The organism is Aquibacillus salsiterrae (assembly GCF_028416595.1).
Taxonomy (GTDB): domain Bacteria; phylum Bacillota; class Bacilli; order Bacillales; family Amphibacillaceae; genus Aquibacillus_A; species Aquibacillus_A salsiterrae.
In genome coordinates this window covers 130764-143616 of sequence record NZ_JAMQKC010000001.1, presented here as the reverse complement: position 1 = coordinate 143616, position 12853 = coordinate 130764, and the positions used below count along the sequence as shown (strand labels likewise).

Sequence of the window (12853 nt, the reverse complement as noted above, 5' to 3'; positions counted from 1 at the left end):
GAAGTTGTGCAGTCTGCTCGCAGTTATTTAAATAAACATTGCTAAACCATATGTGAATGTAGATAAAATCATTAAAATGACCATTACATAGACAATGATTTTCATGCGGCGTTCGCGCTTTGAAGGCTTTCTTTTAACGGGCTGGTTGTTTTTGTTAGTCGCCATGAACATAACTCCTCCTTCACGTCTCTCATTAATAGTATTTTACATGTAATTCATCATTAGGACAACCCTATTGTACAAGTATTATTTGTAAAGGAAAGGAAAGGAAAGAAGAGATTAAATAACGAACTAATTATATACATGAAAAAGGAGGAAATAAGGATGGTTAAACAAGAAAGGTTAATTAACGAGTTTATCCAACTTGTTACGATTGATTCAGAAACAAAGCATGAAGAAAAAATCGGAGAAGCACTAAAGGAAAAATTTGAACAGCTTGGTTTAGATGTTTTTGAGGATGATAGTAAAACAAAGACTGGCCATGGATCGGGAAATCTTATTTGTACGTTAAAAGGAAATAAACCTAATATCGATCCAATCTATTTTACTTCACACATGGACACCGTTGTTCCTGGTATAATGATTAAACCAAGCGTGAAGGACGGATATATTGTTTCTGATGGAACGACCATTTTAGGTGCAGATGATAAAGCTGGCCTAGCTGCGATGTTAGAAGCAATCAGACTTTTGCAAGAAAATAATGTAGACCATGGTGACATTCAATTTATCATTACTGCCGGTGAAGAGTCGGGGCTAGTAGGGGCGAAAGAACTAGATATGTCGTTAATTGATGCGAAATTTGGTTATGCCATTGATAGTGATGGGCCAGTCGGCGATATTATTGTTGCAGCTCCAACTCAAGCCAAACTTATTGCTATTGTACAAGGTCGTACTGCCCACGCTGGGGTAGCCCCTGAGAAGGGTGTTTCAGCAATAACTATCGCTGCTAAGGCAATAGCTAAAATGCCTCTAGGCAGAATCGATGAAGAGACAACTGCAAACATAGGACGGTTTGAAGGTGGAACACAGACAAATATTGTTTGTGATCATGTTGAAATTTTAGCAGAAGCTAGGTCGTTAGATGCAAATAAATTGGAACAACAAGTAGCTAAAATGAAACAAACATTTGAGAACGTTGCAAAATCGATGGGTGGAAGTGTAGATGTTCAAATGAAAGTCATGTATCCTGGATATAAAAAAAGTGAAGACGACCATTTAGTGCAAGTGGCAAAACGTGCTGCTGCAACGATTGGAAGAAAGAGCGAGTTAAGACAAAGCGGCGGTGGCAGTGATGCAAACGTCATTTCAGGTCATGGTATACCAACCGTAAACTTAGCTGTCGGCTATGAAGAAATACATACTACTAATGAGCGTATCCCGGTCAATGAATTAGTAAAAGTCACTGAATTGATTGTTGCTATTGTCAAGGAAGTAGCAAAATCCTAAATTAGAAGCAGATGAGTTTTTATTTTTATTTCATCTGCTTCTTTCGATTTTAGGAAATGATTAAATTTCGATAACCTATAATGTCAGCCACATTCACTCTAAGTTCTTGAAGCTTTTGGTGTGAAGCTAATCTTTTAGTAATAAAAATGACTTATGCTATAATAAGCACAACTATAGGAACGATTGTTCTCCAAGAAGGAAGATGAAACATGTCTAAATGGTATCCAAAAAAGGGCAGAGTTATACTCCACGTTGATATGAACAGCTTTTATGCCTCGGTTGAAATGGCCTATCAATCATCACTGAAAGGTAAACCTCTTGCCATCGCGGGAAATCCTGAAGAACGGAAAGGGATTATCATTACAAGTAGTTATGAAGCGAGAGCCAAAGGAGTAAAGACAACGATGCCGCTATGGGAAGCAAAGAGGCTTTGTCCCGAATTAATTGTCATGCGGCCAAATTTTGACAGATACCGTATTGCTTCTAAAGAAATGTTTAAAATTTTATATGAAGTAACTCCCTATATTCAACCAGTGTCGATTGATGAAGGGTATATGGATATTACCAGTTGTGAAGACCAGGGGTCGCCTCTTGCCATTGCAGAGAGAATTCAAACAAAAATTTTATCACAATTAGACCTCCCTTGTAGTATTGGGATTGCGCCGAATAAGTTTCTTGCCAAAATGGCCTCCGATATGAAAAAACCTTTAGGAATAACTGTTTTACGCAAGCGAGATCTACCGTATAAACTGTGGCCATTGCCTGTGGCAGAAATGTATGGAATTGGGGGCAAAACCGCAGACAAACTTAAAGGGATTGATGTAGAAACAATTGGAGATTTAGTCGAAGCCGATCTCTTTCAATTAAAACGGTTGTTGGGGATTAATGGGGAAAGGTTGCAAAACAGGGCAAAAGGAATTGACCCTAGTCCTGTTGATCCGGATGCTATTCACGATTTTAAAAGTATTGGTAGCTCAGAAACCTTACCACACGATACAACTGACGAAACAGAAATAAAAAAATTATTACGGCACCTTGCTAGAAATGTAGCAAGGCGCGTAAAAAGAAAGCATGCTGTTGGTCAAACAGTCCAATTAATGTTACGGTATCATAACCGTAAGACAGTAACTAGAAGTGTCAAACTTCCGGATTACATCGAAAATGAGGAGGATCTATTCCAAACCGGGGTTGATCTATTTGAACATAATTGGAATGGCGAGCCAATCAGGTTGTTAGGAATTACACTACAAGACGTAGCGGAAAAGAAAGATATTGCAAAGCAACTGGATTTGTTTACGTATGAAAAGGAAGCGAGTAAAGAAAAGTTATACGTAGCGATTGATCAATTAACTGAAAAATACGGAGAGAATCCATTCAAACGGATAAAGGAACAAGAAGAAGAGCCAAGAACTAGCTTTCAAAAAGATTTTTTAGACGACTATTTTCATCAATAAACAAGGGTATATCACCAAAATTGATACACCCTTGTTTATTTTTTCTATATTCCTCTGTTAACTCATCAAAAAAGGAAGAGGGTCCTGTTCTCTATTTTACTGTTTCGATGGGATGTCTGCTTCAAAAAAGTCATAGGCAATGGTACTATTTTTAAAAATTTGTTTTGCTTCGTCGAGTAGTGTATCAACTTGTTGGTACCTAGACGATATATGGGTAAGGAATAACTGTTTGACATTTGCCTCCATTGCAATGGTTGCTGCTTGTTTAGTAGTGGAATGAAAATAACGATGAGCTAAATCATCCTCATTCCCAGAAAAAGTAGCTTCGTGCACTAAAACGTCTGCCCCTTCAACAAATCCGACTACTTCTGGTAAATATCTCGTATCCCCTAGTATAGCAACAATTCTTCCTGGCTTATCAGGGCCAATAAAGTCTTTTCTGTACAATACGGTTCCATTATCTAGTGTCAATGTCTCTGCTTGTTTGATTTTTTGATAAATAGGACCAGGCTCAATTCCATAAGCTTTAAGCTTTTCTGGTAAAAGCTGTCCTGGTAAATCCTTTTCAACAACACGAAAGCCAAAGCTAGTTATTCCGTGAGCCAATTTTTTGGCAACTACTTTAACAGAATCATCCTCAAAAATAGTGCCGTCCGTTATTTCGTTGATATGTAATGGATAGGTTAAATTTGTCCCACTAACACGAAGGCTAGTCATTACATATGCTTCAATTCCTGCCGGGCCGTAAATGGTTAGCGGTGTTTCCCCGTTTTGGAACGAACGACTGCTTAAGAAACCAGGCAATCCATAGATATGGTCTCCGTGTAGATGACTGATGAAAATTTTATTTACTTTTCTAGGTTTTATGGGGGTTCGCAATATTTGATGTTGGGTTGCTTCCCCGCAATCAAATAACCATGTACTATTTTGCTCTTGTTGCATTTCTAAAGCGATGGAGGATACGTTTCTTTCTTTTGATGGAACTCCAGCACCTGTTCCAAGAAATACTAATTTCATTGCTGCCACTCCTTAGGAATTACGCCAGCCCCGAACGTATTGTGTTGGCGCTTCTAATGGATAGTTTAGTTCGTCTGCTGCTTGTTTTGCCCAATACGGATTACGAAGTAGGGCTCTGGCTACAAATACTAAATCTGCACGATTATTTTGAATGATTTCTTCAGCTTGTAATCCAGTCGTAATTAATCCAACTGCACCGGTAGCTATGTCAGCTTCTTTTTTTAATGTCTCAGCTAATGGGACTTGATACAAAGGATAGGTGGTGACCGGAGCTGGAATAACACCTCCAGAACTACAATCAATTAAATCGATTGCTTGCCTTTTTAATTGTTTTGCGAAGTAGATGAAATCGTCCATAGTATTACCGTTTGGGTCGTATTCATTGGCAGAAAGTCTAACAAAAATAGGTCCAGTCCAGACGGATTTTACTGCATCTATGACTTCGGAAAGAAACCGGTATCGATTTTCCCTTGGACCACCGTATTCATCCTGCCTTTTGTTTGTTAAAGGTGAAAGGAACTGGTTGATTAAATACCCGTGTGCTCCATGTATTTCAAGAATATCAAACCCTGCTTGCTTTGCTCTCGTTGCACCGTCTTTAAATGCCTTTATTGTTTCTGTTATCTCTTTTGTCGTCATTTCATTAGGAACATGATAGTCTTTGCTAAAAGCTAACCCGCTTGGGGCAAAGATAGGCTCTGCTAACGATGCTTTGCGACCAGCATGGGCAAGCTGGATGGCACTTTTTGCTCCGTTGGCGTGGACTCTGTTAGTGATCTCCTTCAATCCTTCTACATGGAGGTCATCCCATATCCCTAGATCTTCATAAGAAATGCGACCTTGTGGCTGGACTGCGGTAGCTTCCACCATGACTAACCCAACTTGGCCAACAGCCCTAGATTCGTAATGGGCAATGTGAAAGGGTTGCACCGTTCCATCCATTGGCTTACAAGAATACATACACATCGGCGACATCACAATTCTGTTCTTTAATGTCACGTCACCAAAATGGATAGGACTAAATAATTTGTTATCCATACTCAAATCCTCCATTACTAGTTGTTAAGAGAGCATATCTCTCGTTTGTTTTGCGATGTTTGGGACATCTGTAAAAATAGCATCACAGCTTAACCTAAAACAACGTCTTAGTTGAATTGGTCTATTGACAGTATAGACAGCTACATACAAATTATTAAGATGTGCTTCTTTAACTATAGACGGATTTAGCATCCGATACTTTATGTGTAACCCTCTAGCACCTTGGTCTTTAGCAAAATCAATTAAATCCTTTATCTTTTGCGATGTTAAAAATCCTGTCGTAACCGATTCATCAATCAACCCTACTTGATGGATACTTGCCGAGTTAAAGCTTGATATCACCGTACGGTCAAGTAAGTTAAAGGCTTCTAGGTGGTCATAAACAATTTTTTCTAAATCCTTGTAATCTATAATATTATTTTTAAGTTCTAAATTAATTTTGATATGTTTATCTTGAACCCACTGCAAAAATTCATGTAGGGTTGGGATGGAGGTACCTCGGTATTGGTCAGAAAACCAAGACCCTGCATCTAGCTGTTTTAATTCTGCTAATGTATAATCAAGCAGAAATCCTGTACCGTTTGTTGTTCGTCTTACGTTTTCATCATGAATTAAAACCGGGACGTTATCTTTTGTTAACTGAACATCCGTTTCGATACCTTCTGCCCCCATCTTGTAGGCAAGCTCAAATGCCGGCATCGTATTTTCCGGTGCTAGTTTACTAGCTCCACGGTGTGCATAGATAATTGTTTTCAGATTCACTCACCTCTTTACATAGGTATTCTTCATTGATTGTGGTACAATTTTACACAAAAGTCAATTTGTAAGGGGAAAAGAAGGATGCTAGACATAAATTTAGCTTGTCCATCAACAGGCCGATATCAATCGGTAAAACAACTACATGCATTATAAAACTAATAAACTTCTTATGGGTGATAACTATGACATTAATTAAAGATAACAAGATTATCATTACCGGAGCATCTTCTGGTATTGGCGAACAACTAGCGAAGCAAATTGCAAAACACGGCGGGATCCCAATTATGTTAGCTAGAAATGAACAAAGGTTGGCGAAGATTCACCAAGAAATATGGGATGACTACCAAATTGACTGCGAGTATTACGTTGTTGATCTAACGAATCTAGACTCTTATCGTCAGGCGCTAGATCATTTGTTGGAAAATAATAATCAAATCGCTGCCTTAATAAATAACGCAGGGGTTGGCAAATTCGATTATGTAGACGAAGCAAAGAACGAAGACAACGAAATGATGATACAGCTAAATGTGCTTGCAATGATTGAAGGGGTTCGAGTAATGTTACCACACTTTGTCTCAAATAAATGGGGGCATATCATTAATATTGGTTCACAAGCTGGTAAAATTGCGACACCAAAATCAGCCGTGTATAGTGCGACAAAACATGCAGTAATAGGTTTTAGTAACGGACTCCGCTTAGAAGTTCAAGATAAAGGTGTTTTCGTTACTACGGTAAATATCGGTCCTGTCAAAACTAATTTCTTTTCAGTAGCAGACCCATCAGGCAATTACCAACAGGCAGTAAAAAGATTTATGTTAGACCCGGAAGACGTTGCAATAAAAGTGGTTGATGCGCTGTTCACCCCAAAAAGAGAAATTAATCTGCCGAAATGGATGGATGCGGGTAGTAAGCTGTATCAGTTATTCCCTGGTTTGATGGAGCGGTTTTTAAAGAAACAATTTAATAAAAAGTGACACCTTAACATCCCATAAGATAAATAAAAAGGTGGTGAGAAGATGGAACTAATAATTACCCAAAAGGCAAAAGAAGTTATCAAGCAGTGGAAGTCGCCTCATCATAAATACCTTTGGTTGTATTGGGATACAGAGGATTGTGGTTGAGCACTTAGTGGAGTTCCATCCGTTAGGTTAACGGATAAAAAGAAAGAAACATTCGATGTCGTAGAAAACGATGATTTTCATGTGATTGTTCATCGTCAACAAGCAACATTTCTTGCTGAAAAAATGAAGCTCGATTACACGAATCAAGCTTTTCGGTTATCAAGTCCTGAAGGTGTATTAAATCCAATAATCCCAGTTGGTGATTTAGTAAAAGGTGATAAGAATGAAAAAGAAGAAAAATAAAGAAGAAACTGAAAATACATTACGTCATTTGTTAAATGATGACGTTTTGGCTAAACTTTCTTCAAAAAAGCAAACATTAAAACAACGAGATGAGCAACAAAAAGAACAAGAACGTAAAGAGCGAATCGAAGAAAGAAAGCGAAAGGAAAAAAATAAAAGCTTTGAAGAACTATTTAATGAAAGTGAAATGGACTGGAGAAAATTCAAATAGAAAAGCGCAAGTCGCGACTTGCGCTTTTCTTGTTTGCGTGGGGGAGAATACTAGGGGCTTTTCCGTGTGTAAGTCCCTGGTATTCTCCCCAAAGGTTAGTTAAACTTGCTCGCACGATTATCTGTGTTGCTCATATTTATTTGCTTTCGTAATTTGCTGTAATAATTCAACCTGTTCCTGCTGTATTGGTTCCGCTTGCAGGTAATTTAAGTTATTTGTCAACTGTTCAACAGAGCTTGCTCCAAAAATGGCGCTTGCTACGACTTTTCGGTTAAGGACATAGTTTAACGACTGTGCTGTCATCGACACTTCATTCGGTGTGGAGGCGGCTAATTTTTGTTGGATAGATAACAATTCTTGATACGAGTAGTCTAAGTATCCATTTATCCCTTTTTCTTTCACGGCTTTCTCGCTTTGGTCACTTAACATGCCCTTAGCTAATGGCCCCCTAGCAACTACGCTAATATTATTCTTTTCTAACAAGTCTAGTGTTTCTTCTTCTGGTCGTCGGTCCAATAAACTGTATTGTGTCATGACACTAACGATGTTTGACTTTCTAACATATTCACGAATAACATTAGGTCTTATCGACGAAATGCCATAATAACGAATAACTCCTTCTGCAACAAGTTCTTCAAACGCTTCGATTGTCTCATCGATTGGGTCTTCCGTTGCCCCTCCGTGGAGCTGATATAGGTCAATATAATCCGTTTGTAGACGACGAAGACTATTTTTGACTTGGTTTTTAATATAGTGTTTAGACGGGTCCCAAAACCATGTGCCATCTTCCTTTAAATGGTTACCTACTTTCGTCGCTAGGATGATTTGATTGCGGTTGCCTTTTAATGCTTGTCCAATAATTTCTTCATTTATCCCATGGTCATATAGATCAGCTGTATCCAAATAATTAATTCCTGCATCAAGCGCTTGGTCAATGATTTCACTTGCTGTATGTTGGTCAGTTCCAAGTGACATACAGCCTAGTCCTAACTCTGACACATATAACTCAGAATTTCCTAATCTATTTTTCTTCACGAGTAAAATCATCCTTTTTTAATTAGTTTCCATTTCCATTGTAAAAATAACGAATGACAAATACAACAAATGTGAATCATAACCAATTGTAGTAGCCTATTTGATAGATAAGAAAATACATTAGTTGCCTACTCCACTTTCTAGCCCGCTTAAGCTTGCCTTAGACTGACCAAGGCGCTTTTGCTTTTCTTAATAGTTAGTTAGAAAAATGGTAAAATAAATGGGTGTTACAAGTAGAGCAGGAAAAACAAAGACATATGGAGGGTTTGATAATGGCCAATTTTGAAGAAAAAACCATTAATACAAAATCGATTTATCAAGGAAAGATTATCAATGTACAAGTAGATGAGGTAAGCCTTCCTAATGGGAAAACTTCCAAGCGCGAACTAGTGAAACATCCAGGTGCCGTTGCTGTCATTGCAATTACAGATGAAAATAAAATTATTTTTGTGGAACAATTTCGTAAACCACTCGAGAAAAATTTAGTCGAGATCCCAGCTGGGAAACTTGAGCCTGGTGAAAAACCTGAAGTATCGGCAAAGCGCGAGCTTGAGGAAGAGACAGGCTATACAACCGATAAGTTAGAGTTGGTGACAAGTTTTTATACATCACCAGGCTTTGCAGATGAACTTATATATATCTATTATACAGACAAATTAATTCCACTTGATACACCAAAAGGATTGGATGAAGATGAATTTGTCGAACTAGTAGAGCTTTCTTTACAAGAAGCAGAAAGCTATATGGAACAACAAAAAATTCATGATGCCAAAACAGCTTATGCGATAAATTATTTAAAGCTTAAAGGAATGAGGTAACGTGAAAGTTTTCTTTGCTGACCTTCATATCCATATTGGAAGGGATCAAAATGGAAAGTCAGTTAAAATTACTGGTTCTAAATCACTGACATTGACTAACATTCTAAAAGAATCAAGTAGGGTAAAAGGACTTGAATTAATTGGGGTGATTGATTGTCACGTTCCGGCTGTTCAAGCAGAAATAGACACACTACTAGCAAGAGGTCATGCAAGGGAGTTACTAGATGGTGGGATTAGGTTTGAACAGGTAACACTGTTACTTGGGTCCGAAATAGAAATTTATGATGACCAATGCAAAGGGCCAATTCATGTCCTTTGTTTTTTACCTACATTAAAACAAATGAAGGTTTTCACCAACTGGCTGTCAGAACGAATGACAAATATAACGTTAAGTTCGCAACGCTACTATGGAACAGGGAAAGAGCTACAATACAAAGTGAAAGAGTTAGGTGGCTTATTCATTCCAGCGCACGTGTTTACCCCGTATAAGAGTTTGTTTGGAAAAGGTGTTACTGCTTCTGTCAAAGAGGTGTTTGATCCGGATTTAATTGATGCAATCGAACTTGGCCTTAGCTCTGATACGTCGATGGCCGACAAAATAAGTGAACTGCACCGCTATTCTTTCTTGACTAATTCGGATGCACATTCTTTACCGAAGATTGCCAGGGAATATCAAAAATTAATGATGCAGGACGCGACTTTCAAAGAACTTGAGTGGACGCTTCATCACGTAAATGGCAGAAAGATTGTCGAGAACTATGGTATGAATCCGTTATTAGGAAAATATTATACAACCGTGTGCAAGAAATGTGAAAAATCAAGACAAGACTGTTTGTGTCCGACAAAAAGCTGGATAAAAGGAGTAGCCGATAGAATTACCGAACTAGCAGATGGCGTACAAGCGCCCAGTGACCGTCCGCGTTACATCCATCAAGTTCCGTTAGAGTATATCCCGACACTTGGTCCCAAAACGTATCAACGTTTAATCGATCATTTCAAAACCGAAATGAATGTGATTCATCGTGCCTCCGAACAGGAAATCAGTGGGGTTTCAGGTGAGAAAATCGCTAAGGCAATTGTAGCGATGCGAAAAGGGATTTTGCCAATTGCTGCAGGTGGTGGAGGGAAGTACGGAAAGGTAACAGACGATTAATCACTTTTTTGTGGTCTATTTATTGTCTATATCTCATAGATTCTAACTAATACCGATAGTTTTATTAGTAGAACGGGGGATATCAATGTACAAAAGTAGTCATAGTATTCAGGACCATTTAACTAAGCATGCATCCATTTACTTTTTTATGATAATTTTATTTTTAATTGGAATAATTTTCGGAGCAATTATTGTTAACAGTATGAACTTTGTACAAAAGGAAGATTTATTCTTTTATTTAGATAGGTTTTTTGGTCAAATTGTTGATGGAACAACCGTAAGCAAACAAGAAATGTTAAAGAATACCTTCTTCTATCATTTCAGTTATCTTATGCTGTTGTTTGTCCTTGGATTATCGATTATCGGGTTACCGATTATTTGGATATTATTATTTGTCAAAGGTCTTGTGGTTGGCTTTTCTGTTGGCTTTTTTGTAAACCAAATGGGTTGGCAAGGATTAATTTTTGCTACAGCATCAATTGCACCTCAAAATTTAATTGTTATTCCAACGTATTTAATTGCAGGCAGTTTGGCGATGATTTTTTCTTTATCTCTTTTACAAAAACTTTTTAGCAGAAAGATGCATCAACCAATTATTCAGCCTTTCGTCCGTTATATGAGTTTGTTCATTTCCTTAATTGGTCTTGCTGTTATTGCCTCGATGATCGAAGCATTTATTTCTAATGAGGCGATGCAAATCGTTATTAATTGGATATACAAATAATGATTATTTTTTAATAATGATTATTGTATATAGTTTATAATTATTGTAATTGACACTTGTTTGAAGTCTCTTTATAATGAAAGTTGGATTATGAGGGAGGTTTCTATCCATGGAGCATCGAATTGACCGGATAAAAAAACAACTGCATGCACAAAGTTATAAGCTTACACCACAACGAGAAGCGACCGTGCGAGTGTTACTAGAAAGAGAAGAAGACCACTTAAGTGCAGAGGATGTTTACCTCCTCGTCAAAGAGAAAGCACCAGAAATTGGATTAGCAACTGTTTATCGCACGTTAGAGCTTTTATCTGAACTGAAAATAGTTGATAAGATAAATTTCGGTGATGGTGTATCAAGGTATGACCTGCGCAAAGAGGGAGCTACCCACTTTCACCATCATTTAGTTTGTACCGAATGTGGTTCTGTCGAAGAAATCGTGGAAGACTTATTAGAAGATGTCGAGAAATTAATCCAAGATGACTGGGGCTTTAAGGTGAAGGATCACCGTTTAACGTTCCACGGAATTTGTAGACAATGTCAAATACAAGAAGCTGTAACAACATAATAGTTAATTAAGAAGCCTTTTCCATTGATGAAGGGCTTTTTTCGTTTTTTTCGTTATAATAGTTTATAGTGGATAATTACAAAATGATGTATAAACCACTAGCTTTTTGGCATATCTTTGTACTAGAAATGTTATATTTTTACTTAGGGAGATATGCTATGAAGTCAATCTTTTATTTACTAAAGGATACATTAAAGATTTTTATTGTTTTCACATGTTGTACATTATTATTTTACTTTGGCTTAAGAGCAATCCATACAGAATACGAAGATTATCGTCGTTACGACCCACCAAAAAGCAACGCTGTCAAAGTATTTAATCCCAATAGTCAAGATTTGGTGGATCGGTTGTCTTTATTTTTTCGTTTAGGGGAGTAGGAAAATGAAAGATGCATTAAAGGATTTTTTGCATTATTTGCAAATTGAAAGGGGATTGTCCGATAATACCCTGCAGTCGTACCAGAGAGATTTAAAAAAGTATTTACATTTTTTAGAAAATGATCTTAAGATCGAAATGTTGGATGAAGTTTACCGGACACATATTCTTCAATATCTATATACCCTTAATGACATGGGGAGGAGTACGGCTACTGTTGCTAGAACACTTTCCTCTATCCGTTTGTTTCATCAGTTTTTGGTGCGAGAATATAACATTAAACAAGATCCAAGTCTACATATTGAAACACCAAAAAAGGAAAGAAGGTTACCAAAAGTATTGTCAACTAGTGAAGTGGACAAGTTATTAACGATTAAAGCAGTCGATCCACTTTCTCATCGAAATAAAGCAATGCTTGAGATGTTATATGCAACTGGCTTACGTGTAACGGAGCTCGTCTCCCTAAAGGTTAGTGATCTACATTTAACAATGGGATTTATCCGTTGTTTTGGAAAAGGCTCGAAGGAAAGGATTGTACCGTTAGGAGAGTTAGCAAAACAAGCAGTGGAAGCTTATTTGTTGTTGGGGCGGGAAGCGTTATTAAAAGGGGAAAGCACGGACGTATTGTTTTTAAACCATTTAGGAAAACCACTAACGAGGCAAGGCTTTTGGAAGATTTTGAAGGGGTTAACGACTGACGCTGGGATTAACAAGGTGATTACACCGCATACGTTACGACATTCGTTTGCGACCCATTTACTAGAGAATGGTGCAGATTTGCGTGCAGTCCAAGAAATGTTAGGTCATGCTGATATTTCAACAACACAAATCTACACACATGTTTCTAAAGCAAGGTTGAGGGATATATACCAATCCTATCATCCACGAGCTTAA

At 37.7% G+C, this 12853-nt stretch carries 15 protein-coding genes and 1 pseudogene; 11 read left to right on the top strand and 5 right to left on the bottom strand.

Annotated elements, in window-relative coordinates; translation table 11 throughout:
* Window positions 1–27: 27 nt before the first annotated feature.
* Entirely contained in the window at window positions 28–165 is a 138-nt protein-coding gene (gene prli42, locus NC799_RS00785) for a stressosome-associated protein Prli42 (protein WP_272444414.1), read from the bottom strand.
* Between the two features lie 159 nt (window positions 166–324).
* Between prli42 and NC799_RS00780 the strand changes: the two genes are divergently transcribed.
* Complete coding sequence (locus NC799_RS00780) at window positions 325–1446, top strand: M20/M25/M40 family metallo-hydrolase (protein ID WP_272444413.1); 1122 nt, start codon at window positions 325–327, stop codon at window positions 1444–1446.
* 209 nt (window positions 1447–1655) lie between these two features.
* Window positions 1656–2900, top strand: a complete 1245-nt coding sequence (locus NC799_RS00775) for a DNA polymerase IV (RefSeq protein ID WP_272444412.1) — start codon at window positions 1656–1658, stop codon at window positions 2898–2900.
* A gap of 96 nt (window positions 2901–2996) precedes the next feature.
* Here NC799_RS00775 and rnz read toward each other — a convergent pair whose 3' ends face one another.
* Genes rnz through NC799_RS00760 form a run of 3 tightly spaced genes read right to left on the bottom strand, consistent with a single transcriptional unit; the run spans window position 2997 to window position 5717 of the window.
* Complete coding sequence (rnz, locus tag NC799_RS00770) at window positions 2997–3917, bottom strand: ribonuclease Z (protein WP_272444411.1); 921 nt, start codon at window positions 3915–3917, stop codon at window positions 2997–2999.
* A gap of 12 nt (window positions 3918–3929) precedes the next feature.
* Complete coding sequence (gene namA / locus NC799_RS00765; RefSeq protein WP_272444410.1) at window positions 3930–4955, bottom strand: NADPH dehydrogenase NamA; 1026 nt, start codon at window positions 4953–4955, stop codon at window positions 3930–3932.
* A gap of 24 nt (window positions 4956–4979) precedes the next feature.
* Window positions 4980–5717: a glycerophosphodiester phosphodiesterase gene (locus NC799_RS00760; RefSeq protein WP_334313834.1), complete on the bottom strand. Its 738-nt coding sequence runs from the start codon at window positions 5715–5717 to the stop codon at window positions 4980–4982.
* A 179-nt stretch (window positions 5718–5896) separates the two neighbouring features.
* Here NC799_RS00760 and NC799_RS00755 point away from each other — a divergent pair, with 179 nt between their 5' ends.
* The 3 genes and pseudogenes from NC799_RS00755 (at window position 5897) to NC799_RS00745 (ending at window position 7289) form a co-directional block, all read left to right on the top strand.
* Window positions 5897–6688 (top strand): SDR family NAD(P)-dependent oxidoreductase, encoded by a 792-nt coding sequence (locus tag NC799_RS00755; RefSeq protein WP_272444409.1) that lies wholly within the window; start codon window positions 5897–5899, stop codon window positions 6686–6688.
* A 165-nt stretch (window positions 6689–6853) separates the two neighbouring features.
* Window positions 6854–7078 (top strand): annotated as a pseudogene (locus NC799_RS00750) (iron-sulfur cluster biosynthesis family protein); the annotation flags it as partial.
* Complete coding sequence (locus NC799_RS00745; RefSeq protein WP_272444408.1) at window positions 7059–7289, top strand: YqkE family protein; 231 nt, start codon at window positions 7059–7061, stop codon at window positions 7287–7289. The pseudogene NC799_RS00750 and the gene NC799_RS00745, both read left to right, overlap by 20 nt.
* 117 nt (window positions 7290–7406) lie before the next feature.
* Here the strand turns inward: NC799_RS00745 and NC799_RS00740 are convergent, their stop codons facing one another.
* Window positions 7407–8324: an aldo/keto reductase gene (locus NC799_RS00740; RefSeq protein ID WP_272444407.1), complete on the bottom strand. Its 918-nt coding sequence runs from the start codon at window positions 8322–8324 to the stop codon at window positions 7407–7409.
* Window positions 8325–8596: 272 nt separating this feature from the next.
* Here NC799_RS00740 and NC799_RS00735 point away from each other — a divergent pair, with 272 nt between their 5' ends.
* The 6 genes from NC799_RS00735 (at window position 8597) to xerD (ending at window position 12853) form a co-directional block, all read left to right on the top strand.
* Entirely contained in the window at window positions 8597–9142 is a 546-nt protein-coding gene (locus NC799_RS00735) for an NUDIX hydrolase (protein WP_272444406.1), read from the top strand.
* A 1-nt stretch (window position 9143) separates the two neighbouring features.
* On the top strand, window positions 9144–10295 hold the full coding sequence (locus NC799_RS00730; protein WP_272444405.1) for an endonuclease Q family protein: 1152 nt from the start codon (window positions 9144–9146) through the stop codon (window positions 10293–10295).
* 85 nt (window positions 10296–10380) lie between these two features.
* Window positions 10381–11019: a stage II sporulation protein M gene (gene spoIIM / locus NC799_RS00725; RefSeq protein WP_272444404.1), complete on the top strand. Its 639-nt coding sequence runs from the start codon at window positions 10381–10383 to the stop codon at window positions 11017–11019.
* A 109-nt stretch (window positions 11020–11128) separates the two neighbouring features.
* Window positions 11129–11584, top strand: a complete 456-nt coding sequence (fur, locus tag NC799_RS00720) for a ferric iron uptake transcriptional regulator (RefSeq protein WP_272444403.1) — start codon at window positions 11129–11131, stop codon at window positions 11582–11584.
* A gap of 158 nt (window positions 11585–11742) precedes the next feature.
* The gene (locus NC799_RS00715) at window positions 11743–11961 is read left to right on the top strand and encodes a YqzK family protein (protein ID WP_272444402.1); all 219 of its coding nucleotides are present in this window, start codon (window positions 11743–11745) and stop codon (window positions 11959–11961) included.
* A 4-nt stretch (window positions 11962–11965) separates the two neighbouring features.
* Window positions 11966–12853, top strand: coding sequence for a site-specific tyrosine recombinase XerD (gene xerD, locus NC799_RS00710; protein WP_272444401.1), 888 nt, complete (start codon window positions 11966–11968; stop codon window positions 12851–12853).

What these genes read in the sequence shown, in the direction of transcription:
- prli42 (WP_272444414.1), bottom strand. Translation starts at nt 165, where the DNA reads ATGGCGACTAACAAAAACAACCAGCCCGTTAAAAGAAAGCCTTCAAAG.
- NC799_RS00780 (WP_272444413.1), top strand. Translation starts at nt 325, where the DNA reads ATGGTTAAACAAGAAAGGTTAATTAACGAGTTTATCCAACTTGTTACG.
- NC799_RS00775 (WP_272444412.1), top strand. Translation starts at nt 1,656, where the DNA reads ATGTCTAAATGGTATCCAAAAAAGGGCAGAGTTATACTCCACGTTGAT.
- rnz (WP_272444411.1), bottom strand. Translation starts at nt 3,917, where the DNA reads ATGAAATTAGTATTTCTTGGAACAGGTGCTGGAGTTCCATCAAAAGAA.
- namA (WP_272444410.1), bottom strand. Translation starts at nt 4,955, where the DNA reads ATGGATAACAAATTATTTAGTCCTATCCATTTTGGTGACGTGACATTA.
- NC799_RS00755 (WP_272444409.1), top strand. Translation starts at nt 5,897, where the DNA reads ATGACATTAATTAAAGATAACAAGATTATCATTACCGGAGCATCTTCT.
- NC799_RS00745 (WP_272444408.1), top strand. Translation starts at nt 7,059, where the DNA reads ATGAAAAAGAAGAAAAATAAAGAAGAAACTGAAAATACATTACGTCAT.
- NC799_RS00735 (WP_272444406.1), top strand. Translation starts at nt 8,597, where the DNA reads ATGGCCAATTTTGAAGAAAAAACCATTAATACAAAATCGATTTATCAA.
- spoIIM (WP_272444404.1), top strand. Translation starts at nt 10,381, where the DNA reads ATGTACAAAAGTAGTCATAGTATTCAGGACCATTTAACTAAGCATGCA.
- fur (WP_272444403.1), top strand. Translation starts at nt 11,129, where the DNA reads ATGGAGCATCGAATTGACCGGATAAAAAAACAACTGCATGCACAAAGT.
- NC799_RS00715 (WP_272444402.1), top strand. Translation starts at nt 11,743, where the DNA reads ATGAAGTCAATCTTTTATTTACTAAAGGATACATTAAAGATTTTTATT.
- xerD (WP_272444401.1), top strand. Translation starts at nt 11,966, where the DNA reads ATGAAAGATGCATTAAAGGATTTTTTGCATTATTTGCAAATTGAAAGG.